Source organism: Halopseudomonas sp. SMJS2 (genome assembly GCF_029866945.1).
GTDB lineage: Bacteria > Pseudomonadota > Gammaproteobacteria > Pseudomonadales > Pseudomonadaceae > Halopseudomonas > Halopseudomonas bauzanensis.
In genome coordinates, this window is sequence record NZ_CP123446.1 from 115,134 (window position 1) to 133,289 (window position 18,156).

Consider the following 18,156-nt stretch of genomic DNA (forward strand, 5'->3'; position numbering starts at 1 on the left):
ACCATGTACAAAAAGCAGTTCAATCGACTCACTGAATTCTGGCCAGTAAACGCTTCTGCGGAACAGGCTGCCGCCATGATTGCTCGTGCCTACGGCTACGAGAAATATGACCCTGAAAGCAATAGCTTCGAAGGCCATATGGCGGGCTACCAGCAGATCAAAGATCCCGATGTCATCCTTGACCTCGACAACCATCACCAGATGATGGAGTTTGTGAGGATGACTCTCAACTTGGACCTGCCTGGCCCAAAAGATGTGCGCGGCGGGCATGATGCGCGGCTGATCATCGCCACCATGTGGGGGTTCAGCAATTTTGACGCTCTCATTGAATACGTCAAATCTGATCCCGTAGACCCAAACAGCACCGATGTGGCGATGCTTGAGAAGTTCAAATCGCGGTTTGGCTACCCGGCGCCGATACAGACGATCCTCGGGCGCAATTACGCGGCGCACACACTGATTTTGCATAACGACAGCTCAGTAACGACTAGATTCATCGATCAGGAGCTTTCCCTCAATCCTCTCGACGACACACGCGTTGCGATCGTTCGAACCGTCAAGGACGGTGATGCCTGGCTCAACAACCACGTCAACAACATGAAGGTATACCGAGGTGAGCTGAGTGAATCACACAGTTCTGCCCTAATGGCCGGGGCGGGTAAAGGTCACCGATTGTTCATGTCCATATTGCCGCCCAAGATCTATGGCCTTGCCTCGCTCGTGGCTGCCCACATCGACCTGTTGCAGCCCTTTTCCCCCTCCGGTCGCACTCTCATCATAGATGGCCCTGACATCAAGCTTGACCCTGGCGACTTTGACGTTGCCTTCAAGATGGCGGCGAACGAAGGTATCCATTTGGTAATTGTCAGGCCTACTCCCGAGTCCGAGTTGTGGAACCGGGTCGAGTCTCGGATGGTGTTTGGTCTGCCTATTGGGCTGGTACAGTCTGACCTCCAGATGGATGCCGTCCTAGTTGCTTCTGCTCCGTATGTGGGGCTGAAGAACGGCAAGATGCAACATGTCTTCCACTCGGAGGCCAGCGGAGTGCGTTATGCAGCTATGGAGTTCATCCCTGACACCCATCCCGCGCCCAATGTTCTGTCCGCTATTTTCAGTACCCAACGAGGATAAGCGTTGAAGCGATTCCTGCTCCTACTGCTCGCCACCCTAGCGGTGCCGGCGTTCGCCGTCGAGCACAAGCACATTACCCGCCCAGGGGAAGTTGTGTTGCGTGCAACGGTTGGGGTGGGTATGTTGGACGCCTGCGGTTATCGGGAAGCTCCACACATAATCGAGCATCTTCTACTCTCTGACACCCAGTTTGGTGCGACTGCTGCGGACATGATGGTCAGCCTGAATGAGCATGGCATAGCTCTGGAGGCAGTTACCCGCCAAGATTTCACTGAGTATGTAATCCACGGCCCTTCCATCAAGGCTGCGCTCATCGAAGAAGCCGCTATTGCTATACTGGCAAGGTCTCAACTCCCATCTGCGGGTTTTGAAACCGAGATAAAGGCGATCTTGCTTGAGCACAATGCCAGCTCGAACTATGTGAGCCGGGGGGCCTATTTTGAGCAGTACGCGGCTGTTCACCATGGCGCCCCAGCGCCCTGCCCCGACGATACAACGGAGCTAGTAAAGTATTCGCATGCGAATGTTCAGGACTACTACGACGCCTTCTACGTTCAGGACAATATTTCCCTGCTGAGTGTTGGCCCCTCCTCAGACCTCGACGTGGCGCGGGTTGCCGAACGTATTGTTCAGGCGCGCCCTGATCCGGGCCTGGTCCAACGCTACACCGGTGAACGTCTTCGCATCGACGCAATACAGACCGCCCAGTTTCCGGGAACACTCGAAGTCCTCTTTGCGGTGCCTGGGCGGGATACCCTTCCCCATTACTTCGCGCAGCAGCTTGCCGAGACCCTACGGCTTCAGCTCCAAGCGTATCTGCGAGAAGCCCCAGTGGCTTATCAGGCTAGATCGGTAGTGCACCAATCCCGGGGCGCTGGATGGGTGAGTCTTACGGCTGTAGTGGGCACAGACACTACCGAACTGGACTCCGAAGCAATCGAGCTGTTTATTATTAGGAAAATTGATGAGCACCAGTTCACAACACTGACAAAAGAGATTGCACTGATCAGTAATTTCGATTTAGCTGTATCGCCCGCGCTGCTTAAGCCTGCAGCGGAACTTACATACCAAACAGCTGTCAAAGAACTGGCAATGAAATCAATCGATGTTAGTTTGGCACCACATCGAGCCGGTCTGCCTAAAGCGGATCGTAATGTTTACCTTTTGGTAGGTGCGATTGGTCTGCTCATTCTGCTGCTCACGATGCGTCGTAGAAACCCAAAAGTGGCTCTTGGAGACATCCAAAACCGGGTCTGAGGTATTATTTTATTTTGCGTTACGGCTACGCACTGTGCCATTATGTTGGCAGAAGGTCTCAGTTAAGATCTACTGTTTTTTGGGGAATCGCATAGGCCTTATCTCCTAACACACCCCCCCCTCTAGCTTGTCTGTGGTGCACTGCGATTCCCCGGCTTACAGAGAAGCCCCACTTCGGTGGGGTTTTTTTTGTCCTAAAATGACAGATCTTCGGCGGAAAGGGGGGCGCGAAAGTAGTAGGATCGTATCTGACATCAATTTTTGGCCGTGAGCCTAGGGCGTGTGATTGGACCTTTTTACCAGCTTTACTCTTCGCCTTTGCTCCAGTCTTCGAGCCCGAACCCAGTCCTGCGGCGATTCATTAAGCGATGTCGCCGGTGGGGATAAACACCTGGCAACTGAGACCATGTTAGCGATTAACGATCTTGAGGCCCATCCAAACCTGGTGCAGCTCGTATCCACCTGGCAGATGGTCAGGGGTCTGGAAGGATGGGTACATCATCAATCGCGCGTGCAGGCAATCACTGGTGAGAGAAAAACGTCGAAATTTCTGTAATATCCTCGTTTTAGGGGCACCTCTTCGCACTATTAAGGTAATAATCTTGAAGAGCTGCCTATGTACCTGCCCGCAATCGACCAACAGATCTGGGATCTATCCGACTCCACAACGATGAAAGTCAGGTTTGTACCTGACAGTTTTTATATCGTTATTGACGGGCTTCGTCCCGATTCCGCCCTGCTCGCGGCCAGGATCATCAAAGACTCATTTGCCTCCTTCCCAGGGAGCCGCGTAAGGGGCCCGCTTGCTCTTCCAACGGAGCGCCGGCGCCACATCGTCATGCGTGAGATGGTTGCCGACGGGAACAAGAAGGGGCTGTATGTTTCCCAGCCCAAACGATATCGGCGCATCCTCCTCGTGATCAATCCGACCTCGGCAGGTATTCGAGGCCTGGTTTCTATCCCTCTTCCCAAATCGGTGAATGTACGGATCGAGCCATATCAAAATCAGTATGAACTTAAGGATGACCGCTAATGATTCGCTCATCTATGCTACCAATGCTCCTGGCAAAGATGCCGGCGCCAACATGGATTCTTAACGTACCTGGCCTAGAGGATTCCTGGCTTTCCTGTTTGAAGCTCGCGGAGCGATATGGTGAGTTATTGCAAGTTGAGAGGGGGAATGTCTTCAGACCAGTCCCTGACCAACTTCACATGATCCTCAAGGGATGCGTAGTGGCGGTGACCGAGCTAGCAGACGACATACCCGCTCCCTCGTTTGTATGTGCACTACGCAGGGGAGACATCCTTTCCCCCTCGATCATTCAAAGCATTCCGATCTCATTCATAGCCCGCACGACAACGTTGGTCATCAGCATACCCAGGGAAGCACTCGATAGCGATGATAAGGACTCACTACTCTGGGAACGCCTATGTCTTGCCCTGGACACCAGTCTTACCCGGCAATATGCAGACGCCGCCCAGTCCTCATTCCAATGCGACCAGGATCGCATCCTACGAGTTATCCAACAACTCGCCAGCCATCCCGACGCGCAAAAGACTCAGATCGGGATCGAAGTCGAAGCTAGTAAAGAGGAGCTACGGTTATGGGCCGGTGTTCATAAGCGCAGCGCCTCGCGGGCATTCAGGAACCTGGTCGACTCTGGTGTTGCGTCTTTCAGCGGGTACAAGAGAGTCCTGCTGCTCGGCCGGCCGCCAGCATGAGGCGCAAAACAGGGTTACGACCTATTGGCGTGGCGCGGCTAGCTATGTACGCAGAAGATCCTAGTGAGGCCATCACGCCCTCAAAAAAGTTGGATCGAAAGGCCCTTCGTCATGGCAACAAGGCACACGGTGCTATCGGAAAGAAACCTTCTCTTCTTCCTCTCGTTGTGATCGCAGTCGTACTGGTCTGGGCTGTCTACAAGGGCTACATCCCATGGTAGTTTTTGGCGGTACCGCCCTTCTCCTCATACTGATCGTCTATTGGCTCATCAGCCGGGGTGCCGACGGTGAGATTTTCAATAAATTCGGTGTTTCTTCGCTTTCCTTCACCCTCGTCAGCTCTGATCTTGGGCGTTCATCTAGCGGAAACCGCCTTACTGAGTTCGGAGTCACAGGGGAGGCAGATGCAGTTTTCAGGTCCAGGCACGGTAATCAGATAATCGTAGGAGAGTTCAAAAGCAGGATGTACAAGGGATACGTGCGTCCCTACGAGTTTTTCCAGACGATTCTATACATCGGCCTGGCTCGTGATCATTTCAGCGCCAGCAAAGCCTCAGGGGTTATCGCTTACGCCGACGGGAAGGTTGAGATAGCCTTCGATCAGGTAGTTTTTGATGCGCTGGTCGGTATGCGCGGGGAGATGCTTGGAGGCCTCAAAAACAAAAAGGCCCTGAACACGATTCCACTTCATAAGCGGATGGATGTGCTCAAGGCCAATCGAGGACTAAGGCTGAATCACCGCCCAGGATGATTCGCTCCTTCACCTGGTCCTACCCCGTAATTTCTACGAAGGCATCAACAGCAGGGAAATACAGGCCCAACTTTACAGGCAGGGTGATGCCGGCATCGATCACTGCTCGCTTGTATTCGATCATCTTTGCCCGGTACTTGCTGACCTGGCTCGCCAAGAATGCCTCAACAGACATACCTTCAGGGCAGGCGGCTGTTTTCCAATCCACGATCCAGTATGTTCCGTTCTCCTCGAACGCGCGGTCAATGACCCGGTGTACCCAACGGCCCTGGCGGTACCCACTAACCCGGATCTCCTGCCCGCCACCAGTGTGCTTTGCCAGCACCCATTGTCCTTTCGTGCTGGTCACCGTGGTGCAGAGCAAGTCGCTGATGACCCGCACAGCTTCCGGTATCTCACGGATTGGATAGCCCTCTCGCCGCAGCATCGAGGCGATAGCCTGTGACTTTGCCTTCACCCGCTCTACACTCCAGGTTTGGCCACCTTGCGCTGTCATCAGCTCAACCATGCGATGGAAGACAATGCCGCGAGTTTTCGACCGGTAGTCCTTACCCTCTGACTCCCGAAGCTCATCCTCCAGCTCGTTCTCCGTCGGGAGTGATTCGTTGCTCGCCACCGGCACAAAGATCTCGGACGGCAGGCTGACAGTGAATGTGCCTGGCAAACGGGCCTTGGAGGGTACGCCGCTGGTGGACTCAGCAATCACCTCCTCCCCCGGCTCAGCATTGTTGAAACTTTCGCCCACGGAATCCCATAGACATCCCAGTAGGGAGCCGGCAGGTGCCCTCAGATCAGCGCCGTTGCGAGGTGGGTTCATGCACCCCAGCAAATAGCTTTTGCGCTTCGCCCTGGTAGTCGCCACGTAGGCCACCCGCGCCAATTCCTCACGGACATCCGTTTTCACCATTTGCCCGACGTATTTGAAAAGGCGGCTTTCAGCGGATCGAGGGTCCTGGTCTCCCATGTTCGGCGCCAGCACGAAGGAGCCGTTGATCTGCCTCCAGTAAAACAGCGGGGTATCGTCAGTCACACTCCCCTTCTGCAAAGACGGCAGGATGACCACGTCAAATTCCAGACCCTTGCTCTTGTGGATGGTCATTACCTGAACATGCCCTGCCTTGGGGGTGGCGAACAGCTTGTCCAGAGAGTTGAAGAAAGACTGAGGGTCCGTCAGGTCACCTGAGCTGGTGTGGTTGCTCAGCAGTTTGAACACCGTACTGATATCGCCCAGCTCTGTTGCGTCTACTGAGGCAACGCCACCCAGTGACACCCAGACGGCTTTCGCAGCCCAGCCCAGCTCATCGCCCCGGCTCGTTTGTTCAACACCGTCCAGAGCTGCAACAAGTCGCGCAACTCGGACGCGGCCGTCATCGCTCAGCTTTGCATTTACTTCGTCCATGCGCAGCCCGTGGCTGATGACGCGGTGACCTTGAGCCACGGTTAAGCAGTCGGACCAGGATAGGCCGACAAACGCTGACCGGAGCAACGCCAGCCAGCTGGTGCGATCACCTTGGTGCCAGAGCGCGCGGATCAAAGCGATTACCTCTGAAACAGGCTGGGATTCAGATATGGGGTCGATATCGGTGCCGCTGGCACTGATACCGGCAGCTTTCAGCGCCGGCAGAATGTGTTTGAGGTGTGACCGTCCGCGAACGAGGATGGCGATGGACTGCTCTGGATCTTCAGTCATTTCCTGCTTGATGATCTCTGCAACCCTTTCACCCTCAGCCACAACGCCGGACGTGACGGGTTCGACAATCACAGCACCATCGAAATTGCGGAAGGGTACAGACGGCACAAAGGTGGATTCCATTCCGCTGAACACCTGTCCGTATGCCTGGTTGTTCCATTCGACGACCGCAGGGGCTGACCGGAAATTCACCACAAGGTGATGCACCTCAAGCTCCTGAGCACCAAAGCTCTTGTCGCGAACCATATCGGTGAACATGCCTACGGTTGCGCCCCGGAACAGATAGATTGACTGGCAGCCATCACCGCAGAAAAAGACTGAGCGGTTCTCCTCCTCTCCCCAATGCTCGATGAGCTTGCCCAGCAGGTGGAACTGCGCCGGTGATGTGTCCTGAAATTCGTCGACCAGCAGGTGACAGATACGGTCCTCATCGAGCAGCGCATCTCCCACATCCTCTCCCGTACCCAAAGATTGGATGGCACGTTGCGCTACCTCAGGAAAGTCCACTGAGGCTGTCGCATCGAACGCAAGCATGAGGTTGCCCATTAGATACCGAAGAATGATGGCCAGATGTGCAGCCATAGCCTCGGAGCTGGCTGGGTATTCGAGATCGGGCAGTACCAGCAGTGCATTCAGCGCTTCGGCAACGGTACCGTCGTCGCCCTTAAGCTGGCCCAGCAGATCATTCATGGCAATGGTGATGCGTTCCTTTGCTGGCATGCCATTGGTCGCGTTCACTCGCGCCCGCAGCTTGCCCTCGGCTGTCAGCATGTACAGGGCAAAGCAACGCAGGTACTCAAGGCCTGCATCAGATGTATCAATTACCGGCGAGCATGCCCACTCAAACCCTTCCCGTAGCGTGGATGCTTCCTGCAGCAGCTCAACGGCTTGGTATGCGGCGGATTGCGTCAGTACTTTTATGGCTTTCTCTGCAGTTGTTTGAGCAAGGTTGTTAACCGAATCGGCCATTACAGCCATATCGAGGTTGAGGACATCGCCGACCCACTGATCACGCTTGGCCAGCAGAGCCCCGAACATAGGGACCAGCACCTCAAAGCGGTTACGGGCAAAGCCTAGTACTGCTTCCAACGCTTCGCGCAGCTCGGGGTCGATGTGTTCGTCATTGACCGATCCCAAGGTTTCCAGGATGGCCTGGCGGTATACCAGAGAAGGATCGTCGAGTGTTTTGCCGCCACCCAGGCCAGACATGATCGGCGTCTTCGCGGCCAGTTGGGCGCAGAAGCTGTCGAAGGTCATGATGCGTAGCCGGGAGGGATTCAGCAGTAGGTTCCAGCCCATCTGGGCATCGCGCTCAAGCACAAGCTGGCTGAGCTGGAATAGTGGCAACTCGTGAGGCTCGGAAGGCACATCATTTTTAGCCGCCGCAGACAGGGCACCCAATACACGCTCCACGATTTCACCAGCAGCTTTGTTGGTGAAGGTAATGGCGAGGATTTCTTCAGGACGCTGCGCGACCGTCAGGCATGCGAGAAGGCGGTAGAGGAGCTGTGTGGTCTTACCCGACCCTGCAGGCGCCAGCAGTGCGATAGATCGGCGTGGATCGATGCTCAAGGCTCTTACGGCTCCGTCATGCGGATTGCCTAGAGCAATCGCCTCCATGATGGGGGTGAGGTGAGGCATTGTGTCGAGCTTTTGATATGCGGTCATGGGGTTCCCCTTAATCTGATAGGTTCAGATTAACGGCCCACAGGTGTGTCACCAGCTCATGTCAGAAACGAAACTGCCGGCATTCGCCGGCAGTCTCGTGCGGTTGAAGATGTAGTTAACGGGCCAAGGGCGCAACGTACTCATAACCCATAGGCATCGCTTTGTCCGCGTCGATCAGGGTGGCAACCCCGGCCATGAAACCCTCACTCATGCCCTGAAGAGCGTTATCCCAAGCTTCACACTGAGCACTCCATGCCTCGGGCGAACTCACGTCTCCATTTCGCGCCTTGCGCTCTACCAAGCCTGCCGCGAAATCACTGCGCACATGAGTGCTGATATTGGCAGCATGGACCTGGGCGAGTGAGATCCCATCGATCGGCATCGCGGTCTTGGCGCTGTTATCGAGCTGGGTGGCGTAAATTGGGAGCTGGGGCTCAACAAGTGAGTCGGCGTTCAACCCCGTGAGAGTTGTAGATTTTCCGCTCTTGTAATCGATGACGAGGTTTTTATGCTCATTGCTCTTGATCAAGACGCGGTCACGGCGGTCTATGGTGACCTTCAAAGGCACCTGGCCAAGAGTGATGTCGTGACGTTCTTCCGTTCCCACTACCTCAAATTCATATACGCGGGTTTTCTCATAGGCAAGCCAGTCCATGGTCAGGGCATGAAGCCGTTTCTTTTCCAAAACAATGAGACGGGCACCGTAGCGCCATACCAGTCGGTTCAGCAGCTGCTCGCTCGCCTGCTCAACCTTCTCGTTGACTTTTTGCGCCAACTGGTCTGAGTCCATGGCCTTCAGAGCTGCAGATGTCTTCACGTCGGTCCAGAACAACTCCAGCACCCTGTGAATGGTGATGCCCTGGATACGAGGATCAAGGCCGACAACCGGAGCCGGGAATGGGTATGCACCCAGCCTGTTACAGGCAAAGGACAGAAACGGGGAAAGTGCGTAATCCTTGAAGATCTTCACCCCACCCTTGATGGTCAGCAGCTCTTCGTCGCTTACCGGTGGCGCTTGCTCCTCGACAAAGGTGCTGCGGTCCAGCTGGTTGAGCTGCGCGGTAACAAAGAGACCTCTGTCCTGGGCGTCGGCTCCAGCCTGCGGCCACACTCCAAACAGTTCACTTGCCCCGATACCGCTACCCTTGTCGTCATGCAGTGGGCAGGAAACCGTAATGTTCTGGCTGATCCCCATCAACGCATGAACAACCTTCTGTGCTTTCTGCAGAGAGAGTTCGCTCGTCGACTCAGGGATACCGGCAGCAGCTTGAAGCTCAATCGGGAGGAATGGGTTCGGCTCGGCCGGCATAGGAAGCACATTGGAAGATGCTCCAAGCATCCAGACATAGTCAAAGTTCAGGCCTATGGCATCCGCGTAGCCCATGATCGATACAGGAGCGACGTGGCCGATGCGTGGTTGAAACTGACGCGTGTCAACAATCTCCCGAAGCCACATAAACGCCCGCTCGTACTTACAGCCCCCAAGCTGGGTATCCAACGTCCGGAACAGGGTCAGCGCCTCCTGCCAGGCGTTCAAGGTTTGAAAATTGGCACTGGACAGCTCACGGGTCTCCGGCCATCCCATAGTTTTCAGGCTTTCCTCAAAGAACTCTGCCCACTCGGAAGGGAACTTGGACGCGTCTGCCTCTGCGTGGGAGGTCAGCACGGCGGCGAGCCGATCCTCGAAGTCAGGCACCTGCTGGTTCTTGTTCTTCTGGATCGCGCGCAGGAAGTCCTTGCCGGTCATCGCGAGGCCAAGATTCTCACGCAACCAGATATCCATCAGTGCTCGGCTGTCGCTCTCTGTCTCAGATCCACCCACCCAGCGTGACCGCAGGACTCGGCTGAAGGTTTCGGTGTCGGCCTTTGCTTCGGTGATCGAAAGGATGTCCATGGCAGCACGGATCATCGGGCGGGCGCCAAGAGTCGCACCGCTGGACACATCCCACGGTTCGCGGCACTCAATACCATCCTTCGCCGGCAGCAGGGAGGCAGGGCTAACTGTCAGTGCCAATGCCTCAAGAAGCGGGCCTTGGTAATTGCGCATCTCAGGTACCAAGATTGCAATCGATGGCGCAGCGAGTGGGGTGTCGGTGTAGGGCAGCAACATTGAGTTAACCCATTGCGCCACCTGAGAGAATTCCTGTGACTGTGTTTCAGCCCTCACCAATGAAGGAGTGGCCAAGTCATCGGTGCCTGAAAAGTGAACAACCTCGGCTCCACGGTCAGCCAATGCATCAAAAAGCGACTTTTCAGCCGGGTTCATGTCGAGCATTCCGACAATCACGATTCGCTCAGGTACCGCGATGCTTCCCTCATCGAGCAACCGTAGAAGCCTGGCAGGCAGCTCAGCCCTGAAGACGCATCCATCAGCCTCACAGGCAGCGGTAATCTGCTCGCGCCACTTGGCGAAAACCTCATATTCGCGCTTGAACAGAAAGGATTCAGGATCTGCAGGTAGCTGATATTTGTGCGTGAGGCTGAAGGCTTTTCCAATCCGGCGCGCAGTACTGGTTGAAGAGATCAGCGTTGGAGGCAGCAGCCCGGATGTGTCGGCCACATTCTTGACGATGGCCAGCTCCTGCACGGGGAACAGCAGCTGTTCATCCGGCATCTGATCCAGCCATGTTCTTTCGATCCAGGCAGATACAGTGGAGATGATGCCCTTTGCAAACCAAGAGCGTTTTCCAGAGATGGATTGGAGCAACGAGGCTTGAATCTTGAGGTGCCTCGCCACCCGCTCTGTGGAAGCCAGCACGAGCGTCGAATCCGTAATTTCTTGAAGCTCTCTCATCAATGTCATGTCGCGCCCTCTGTGATTAGTAGTTCACCACAGGATAACGACTGGGGCCGGTGTCACCATCGGGCGGGGAGCTAGTCCGCCAAAGGGCGCGAAACAATGGTATTGCATGACCGGGGTCACAGTTTCGCCAACGAATCTTAGGATTCGGCTAAAAACAGGGCACCCCTTTGCACTATTAAAGAAAGATACAACCACTATGGTACTCCAATGATCAACAGCACTGCGTCGCTGGCACCAGCAGCCGAAGCCCACGAACAGTCCGGAAGCCCAGTTCTAGAACTGGCACTACAGCCCCTGATGGATGTAAAGGTGTCAGTACCCAAGGTTTTTGCCTATGAGGCACTGCTCCGCATCGGTACGCCGTGCGGCCTGGAGCTGGAGACTTTTATTTCCGCGTGCGAAAGAAATATGAGTATCGCCAACGTGGATATGTGGGTAGCTACTGAGGCCTGCAAGATACTGGCCCTTTTCCCCGATATGAAGATATCAATCAATGCCTCTCAGCTATCAATCAGCGCGCCAGAGTACATCTCTCACGTTGTGAACACGGCCGCCAAGAATAAGTGCGCTACCCGATTGCTTGTTGAAGTGACCGAGACCGCACACAGCGCTGATGGCGCAATTGCCCCGGGCCTAAAGAAACTTTATGAAGCCCGTATTGGAGTGATGATCGATGATGTTTTTGATAGCTTTGCCAAGCGGCATCTAATTGCCCTGCCATTTATCACTGGCTGTAAGATCTCACGGCGAACTATGGTCCGGCTGATGGCCGAGGAAGAAATGACCGGCAAGAACGGTCACATCTTCGGGGAGGTTAAAAGCCTGGTTGACCGCTGCAAAGGAACGGGAAAAGCAGTTGTAATGGAAGGGATCGAGACTGAAGGTGAGCTTGATATGGCCAAGAAGCTTGGGATTCGTCTATGCCAGGGTTATTACTTTGGGTATCCAAAACCAAGGCCTGGTAGCAGAGGGAGCGAATGGAATCTTGATATGAAACAGTGACCTCGACAACCCTGATGACGCCATCACTGAAAGACAGCGCCATCCGTCCCGCCTCTCCTATAGTTCGGTAACCCTTCCCCGCCGAGTGACGAAATCACTCACCTCGAGTCTCGAAACGATCTTCCTGTTGACCAGCTGCATAGCAGTTTCTGCCATATTTTTGCGCCCTTGCTTCTGCATCTCCTGTGAAAGCTGGGGGAGCTTATCGGGTCCCGCCTCAAGAATCTGACGGACAGCGTTGGTTACCTCAATAGACTCGTATATCGGGACAGGTCTCCTTTCGTCAGAGAACCGAAGAATATGCTGCCACCAGAGTCCGCGCATGGTTCGAGGAATCAACTTCTCGTACTTACTGTCTACTAGTGCTTGGAAGCGGCCAAACACATCCATGGCGCTGTCTGCATGGATTGTGGCAAAAACACTCAGGCCGGTTGAGGCAACAAGTAGAGCCGCGTTCGCGGTTTCCGGGTCACGAATCTCGGAGATCATGATTGTGCGTCGATGCTGACGTACACAGTCCCGAATGGCGCTTTCGGCCGACTCGGTATGTTCGCCAATCTCACGCTGGATAACCCCAGAACCTTCAAAAATGTATTCGATAGGATTCTCTACGGTACCGAGGTTGCCTCTCACCCGCCGATCCATTTTGGCAATCGTGGCGCACATCGTAGTGGACTTACCGGAGTTCATGATGCCGGAGAAGAGGGTTAAGCCAGATCCGCGGGTTAGCGGCTCAATGACATTCCAGTCCAGCTGCAGGTCCTCTCGGAAATCTGGAACGCGATCGGGAAGCCGGCGCATCGACAGGGTGAACCCATTGTAGGAATTGGCCAGGCAGCACCGGTACCGATGACCTATGAAAGGCACGGTGAAGTCAGACGAGAGCTTTTTATTCCCCCGGACATGGTCAGCGATCATTGTCTCGTAGAAGTCCTTCCATTGCCCGTATATCGGCCCCCGGATGGATCTATCATTGTTGTCACTGGCCTCAATGTGCTTTGACGAGAGCTCAATGTTAGTAGCAGACGCGTAGTGTGCCTCGCGATCTTCGTCACTCATTTCACTGCCTACCTTTATCGCGCTAATCACGGATGTCTCCTATCAATACAAGTCCCGCCGAGCTCCGGCCGTTAATGAAGTCTACCTGCAGACGTATAGCTTGCCGTCAGTACCGACGGCAAATGATCCCTTGCCAGCGGAGGAAAGGCAGTTGCTTCCAGCTGTAACCCGCGAGTTGATCCAGTTAGAAGAGCGCGTCCACCGTCCACCCTGACAGGACATCGACATGCCTGCAGTCGTAGTGGATATGTTGCCTCTACGTGTGCACGCCCCGCCTTCAGTCGCGGTTCCCTGTAGGCCCAGCTCGCGCGCGAGTATCTGGCCATCGATTGTGGAATTTCCGAAAATAGCTGCGCCGTTGTGAGCCTGTAACTGCCCACGGGTGACAATGTTTCCGGTAGTGGCCAAGCTAGCAGCACTCATATTCCCGGCCGTCAAATTGCCTGTGGCTAGAGACCCTGTGTTCAGAGCACCACTGTTAGTGATCGAGGCCGAGCTGACGTTGTTCACTTCACTGATGTTGTTGCCGCCCAGTAACAGAGCTGTACGCATACGGTTGTCATCGAGATTGCCGGTCGCTATGCGTGAAAGTTTGCCGGCGATCGCGCCTTCCGACCCGGGGACGCCCACGATACTGGTGATGGTGTTGGTTGCTGAGTTCGAAACAACCGTACCGGCCAGCCCGTTGGCCACAACGCCATCGAAATCCGGAATGATGGACTGCAATATTGAAAACGAGTTGGCATTGCAGGCAGTGACATAGGCGCTGTTGTATCGATTGGTCGAGTTCGTACCGCCAAGATAGGGCTCTGTGCCTCCTCGCAGCACAGCTAATGCTGTTTCGCACGTCGGATGTCCAGGCCAGTTACCTGTATCTGATCGGTAAGCCCGAGCAGCGTCTAACATCAGATCCGTTTCTTTGATGGTGACTGCGGCGCGCTTCTCATTGTACTGGTCCATGAAGTTCGGGACCGCAAGGGTAGCTAGAATCGAGAGCACGGCGAGTACGATAGCCAGCTCGAACAAAGTGAAACCAGATTGCCTGCTTCGCATTGAATTTCTACCTGGAAGATTCATTATAAAGTGACCTTTGTTGGTGTCTAACCCACTCTGTGGATACGTTCCCACGAGCCTTGCCAGTGACAATGATGCGAGTCATCCCGCCGACTTGAACTGTTTCCTGCCCGAATATGCCCGGCGCCAAAAAATCAAGATCGATAGCGACGTAGCAATTACGCTCGTCAAAACGCACGAGAAACGGCCTGCCGAAAGGATTCACGCTACGGATGTTGTGATCTCCGTCCAACATGGCCTCAAGTGCTGATACGGGGGACCAGTCCGGTAAGCTTGCATAGGTATGCGTCACTGAAAAGTCAGGGTTCCGAGCGCTTGAGACGGGGCTACGACGGGCAATATCGCATTGATAGGCGATGTTGTTCGCCTGCTCGATAGAGCCCTCCACCTTTGCCGTCTGCAGCTGATCGAAAGCTGTTGGCAGGATGAAGGCCGCCAATAAACTGATCACTGCAACAACGATGCTGATCTCAATAAGAGTGAAGCCCGACTGGCGGTTTTTGCTATTCACTGCAAGCCCTGGTTCAAGCTAATAAGCGGCATATAGAACCCAACGGCAAAAAGCAGAATCGACACCAGAATGAATGTCATGCCAGTCATAAGACACAGCCTGGATATACGTCCTGAATACAATAGGTAGTATTCCTTCAATGCGCCTGCGAGGTTGCTCAGCACCTTATCCCGCCCGCCTGGAGACTGCTCCTCAAAGCCCTGCAGATTCTGGTAGAGAATCGGAGGCCATTCCGTATTCTCGAATACACGCGATAGCGCGTTGCCCTCCTCCAGACGATCTAGTGCCTCAGCGTAAAGTAGGTGGGCCTTTCCTTTTGATCTCTGATGCAGGAACCGAAGGGACTGGGGGTTGGTATACCCGCTCGAGAGAAGTAGCTGGTAGCTCTCTACAAAATCCAGTCCACGCTTGATCTTTGCTCTCTCATTGAAAAATCGAAGTAGAGGCAGAGTTCTTGTCATGTCCCAGATTCGGGATCGGAACATATATATGGCAACCAGCACGGCACCAATCACCATGTAATAACCGGTGTATAGCCCGTATAGAGTCATGATGACATGGCTCAGATTGTTCAGCGTAAGGGGGATGCGCTGAACAGTTATGAAATCATGCAGGGTAGATCCTGCAAATAAGGGGATTCCGATTAAAAACAGAAAACCCAGAGTTATGTACATGACGCCTTGCATCATGGCTTTACCGAACTCCTTACGAGTTGCCTCCCGTTCCTTTATAGAGGTCGCGGCGCGTGTGAGGGATTCCGGCAGTCGCCCTGCCTTGTCACCGGCGTCGGCCAGAAGAATGGCTGTGTCATCGAAACGCAGCAGCTCCAGATAGTCCTTAGGAGCTGCACATGCATCGAGCTTCTGTGAAGAAACGCCCAGCTTCTTGTAGTCGATCGATTCTTCGATTGCCTTAGCAAAGGTTTTACCAGACTCCAGCTTCGATGAAATCGCAGACAGGTTGAGGGCCTGCTCCACTAGAGGCAATTTCTTCTCTAGCAGAGCAGCTTTGATGCCACCAAAATGATCTGGTACCACACTGTCAATTAGCTGTAATGGTAGGCCGCAATTTTGCATGGCCTGCTCTTTTGTCTCGGCTTCGGCGCTTATGCTTTCCAAGCCACCAGATTGGCCAAGGTATTTGATCAAAAAGTAAGCCATACGATGCGACCTTAGTTACAGCGGTAGGTGACGGTTACTGATGCGTTACCAGTAGCTGTGGCGCTCTGTACGTTGTTGCTCGCATTCAAAGCAGCAGCCAGATCGGTCGCTGTGGCAGCGTCCGTGCTATCGATGGTGTAAACGACCTGCACGATGTTGGTACCGACCACGGAAGGAGTCCACTGAGTGTTCCATACGGTCTGGGCCGGGAGGCCACGGGCCAGAAGGTTTGCCTTGGACATGTTGGTAGTGGTGCAGCTTTGCGTCCGCGCTACCTGGCGAGTGATTGCGGACGGGAAGTCCTTCTGCAGCTGAGTCAATGCTGTAGACAGCTTGGCATCTTCACGGTTTTGCAGAAGGCCAGGCAGGATGAACGCAGCCAGCATGGCAACAATCGCAATAGCGATTACTACTTCCAGAAGCGTGAAACCTTTTTGCTTAGCGTTATTGGGGTTCATTTTTTGCATGATGGCACCTTAGAGAGTTGCGACGTTTGTCAGTTGTAACGGATAAGTGTCTGGAGAGGCAGAAGCCCGGTCCAAACCTGGCGTCTTACTAGGGGAAGGCGACTTTAGAGCTCCGACGCTCGCCCCCCTGTTTACCTGCGTCGTGAGCGCTGAATAGATAGACCGCCCTTTGATCGGCGCCCTATCCTCGATGTATGGTTTTAGGCTTCCCTCCAGCTGATCAATGCCCACAAAGCCGTCAAGTACAAGACGCAGCCCATCGTCCCAAAGGTCTTTGAAAGTCCCCTCCGAGATCTGGCGGCGGCGCATGAGTGTTAGGTTTTCGCCAGCCAGGATTGCATTCTGGACATCTGGTGTGATCTCCAATATCTCGATAATGCCCCTGCGGCCCTTTAGGCCAACTGAGTTGTGCGAGTCATTTGCTTTGCACGCCGAGCACCCATTTGGGTTTGCACGGTACAGGACCGTAGCGCCTTTCTGATACGCGAATATTGGATGGTTCCCGTAGGTGTCCAGTTGTTTCGGATCTGTGCGAAGCTCATAGGCTATGCGGCAGCTATGGCATAGGCTCTTAATCAGACGCTGTGCTATAAATGCAGTCGTATTGGTAACAATGATTTCAGGATCAACACCCATTCGAGCAAGACGACCAAACGACTCATGCGCGTTGTTCGTGTGAAGTGTTGATAAAACAAGGTGGCCAGTCATGGCAGCAGTGAACCCGAGACCTGCAGTTTCTGAATCCCGCATCTCACCGACGAGAATCACGTCAGGATCTTGTCGCAGTAACGACCTAAGTCCATCTGCGAACGACACCCCGGGACCCACCTCTGTATGGGACATGCCTTCATGCTGGAGCTCAACCGGCTCCTCTAGCGTATGGTAGTTTTTGTTCGGCCATCTGCCTGAGATATCCAGCAGAAGCGCATTAAGAGTCGTTGTTTTTCCAGACCCTGTCGGACCCGTCAGAATGATCATCCCATTTGGCGCTGAACCGAGCCGCTGAAGTGTCTCAAGGTTTTCACGTGACATGCCAAGCCTGTGCAGGTTAGCAAGGCCACCGTTATTGCCGAGCAGGCGAAATACAAGCTTCAGTGGTTTATCGGATGCTCTACTAACAGGAATAGAGGAGACGCGCAGGTTGATCTTTTTACTAGGGGTAACCTGAAACTCAAACTTACCGTCCTGGGGCACAGAAGTCTGCAGACTGAGGTTGCACAGATTTTCGATTGTTATACGTGCAATAGCCTCGTGGAAATGGTTTTTGTAGAGTTTATGGGTAATCAAATCGCCATCGATCCGATACCGCACGGCAATTTGGTCACCCTGGGTAGGTTGGAGGTGAATATCGGACGCGTCGAGCTGAGCAGCAATGCGAATCATGTCCTCTACACGCTTAGCGGCCTGCTCTTTCAATGACTCAGCATCCAGTTCAGGTTCGTCGCCTTCCTCGTCGAAGGAACGTAGCCTTTCCATTTGCGAATTACTAATACAGCCAAGGCTGCCGACGCTTATTCCTTTTGTCCTTCCGTAGTGCATCGCGCGCGACTGAGCGCGTGTATCGTAGAAGTTGGTGAGATAAAGGGTACTACCGACTATGACCCAGTCGTTGTCATCCGGGCTCCGAGTGACGGGCAGCCCATCCTCTAGTCCCGTAAATGCAGGTTTTCTGTTTGCTTCGGCCACAGCAGCATTCACTGCTTCGTCGTCCTTACAGATCCGCAATACATCGGGTATCAAGTCCGCCAACGTTTCCGATGGCGGCTGGGTGGTCGCTTGCTGCTCAGTGATCTTACCAGCGCGGGCTAGCGCCTTAAGGATCATCGTTTGAGCGGTGCGTATCTGTACGGACATTTCGAAA

General features: G+C 54.2%; 13 protein-coding genes. 5 read left to right on the plus strand and 8 right to left on the minus strand.

Translation table 11 applies throughout. The features are described from left to right. Positions 1-3: 3 nt before the first annotated feature. The 4 genes from QAO71_RS17530 to QAO71_RS17545 all read left to right on the plus strand — a co-directional run bounded on the left by QAO71_RS17530 (position 4) and on the right by QAO71_RS17545 (position 4,861). The gene (locus tag QAO71_RS17530; protein WP_280165718.1) at positions 4-1,131 is read left to right on the plus strand and encodes a hypothetical protein; all 1,128 of its coding nucleotides are present in this window, start codon (positions 4-6) and stop codon (positions 1,129-1,131) included. A gap of 3 nt (positions 1,132-1,134) precedes the next feature. Next, entirely contained in the window at positions 1,135-2,388 is a 1,254-nt protein-coding gene (locus tag QAO71_RS17535) for an insulinase family protein (protein ID WP_280165719.1), read from the plus strand. A gap of 616 nt (positions 2,389-3,004) precedes the next feature. Next, the gene (locus QAO71_RS17540) at positions 3,005-3,421 is read left to right on the plus strand and encodes a 30S ribosomal protein S10 (protein WP_280165720.1); all 417 of its coding nucleotides are present in this window, start codon (positions 3,005-3,007) and stop codon (positions 3,419-3,421) included. Positions 3,422-4,324: 903 nt separating this feature from the next. Then, positions 4,325-4,861 (plus strand): hypothetical protein, encoded by a 537-nt coding sequence (locus QAO71_RS17545; protein WP_280165721.1) that lies wholly within the window; start codon positions 4,325-4,327, stop codon positions 4,859-4,861. A gap of 19 nt (positions 4,862-4,880) precedes the next feature. Here the strand turns inward: QAO71_RS17545 and QAO71_RS17550 are convergent, their stop codons facing one another. Continuing rightward, positions 4,881-8,219, minus strand: a complete 3,339-nt coding sequence (locus QAO71_RS17550; protein WP_280165722.1) for a UvrD-helicase domain-containing protein — start codon at positions 8,217-8,219, stop codon at positions 4,881-4,883. 115 nt (positions 8,220-8,334) lie between these two features. Beyond that, the gene (locus QAO71_RS17555) at positions 8,335-11,022 is read right to left on the minus strand and encodes a PD-(D/E)XK nuclease family protein (protein WP_280165723.1); all 2,688 of its coding nucleotides are present in this window, start codon (positions 11,020-11,022) and stop codon (positions 8,335-8,337) included. Between the two features lie 207 nt (positions 11,023-11,229). Here QAO71_RS17555 and QAO71_RS17560 point away from each other — a divergent pair, with 207 nt between their 5' ends. Continuing rightward, on the plus strand, positions 11,230-12,024 hold the full coding sequence (locus QAO71_RS17560; protein WP_280165724.1) for an EAL domain-containing protein: 795 nt from the start codon (positions 11,230-11,232) through the stop codon (positions 12,022-12,024). 57 nt (positions 12,025-12,081) lie between these two features. Here QAO71_RS17560 and QAO71_RS17565 read toward each other — a convergent pair whose 3' ends face one another. The 6 genes from QAO71_RS17565 to QAO71_RS17590 form a co-directional block, all read right to left on the minus strand. Next, on the minus strand, positions 12,082-13,083 hold the full coding sequence (locus tag QAO71_RS17565) for an ATPase, T2SS/T4P/T4SS family (protein WP_280165725.1): 1,002 nt from the start codon (positions 13,081-13,083) through the stop codon (positions 12,082-12,084). Positions 13,084-13,164: 81 nt separating this feature from the next. Continuing rightward, positions 13,165-14,160: a prepilin-type N-terminal cleavage/methylation domain-containing protein gene (locus QAO71_RS17570; protein ID WP_280165726.1), complete on the minus strand. Its 996-nt coding sequence runs from the start codon at positions 14,158-14,160 to the stop codon at positions 13,165-13,167. Continuing rightward, entirely contained in the window at positions 14,144-14,668 is a 525-nt protein-coding gene (locus tag QAO71_RS17575) for a type II secretion system protein (protein ID WP_280165727.1), read from the minus strand. Before QAO71_RS17575 ends, QAO71_RS17570 begins: the two co-directional genes overlap by 17 nt. Further along, on the minus strand, positions 14,665-15,828 hold the full coding sequence (locus tag QAO71_RS17580; protein WP_280165728.1) for a type II secretion system F family protein: 1,164 nt from the start codon (positions 15,826-15,828) through the stop codon (positions 14,665-14,667). Before QAO71_RS17580 ends, QAO71_RS17575 begins: the two co-directional genes overlap by 4 nt. A gap of 11 nt (positions 15,829-15,839) precedes the next feature. Continuing rightward, positions 15,840-16,295, minus strand: coding sequence for a type II secretion system protein (locus tag QAO71_RS17585; protein ID WP_280165729.1), 456 nt, complete (start codon positions 16,293-16,295; stop codon positions 15,840-15,842). 9 nt (positions 16,296-16,304) lie between these two features. Further along, a complete protein-coding gene (locus tag QAO71_RS17590) occupies positions 16,305-18,149 on the minus strand; it encodes an ATPase, T2SS/T4P/T4SS family (RefSeq protein WP_280165730.1) in 1,845 nt (614 codons plus the stop codon). Positions 18,150-18,156 lie beyond the last annotated feature (7 nt).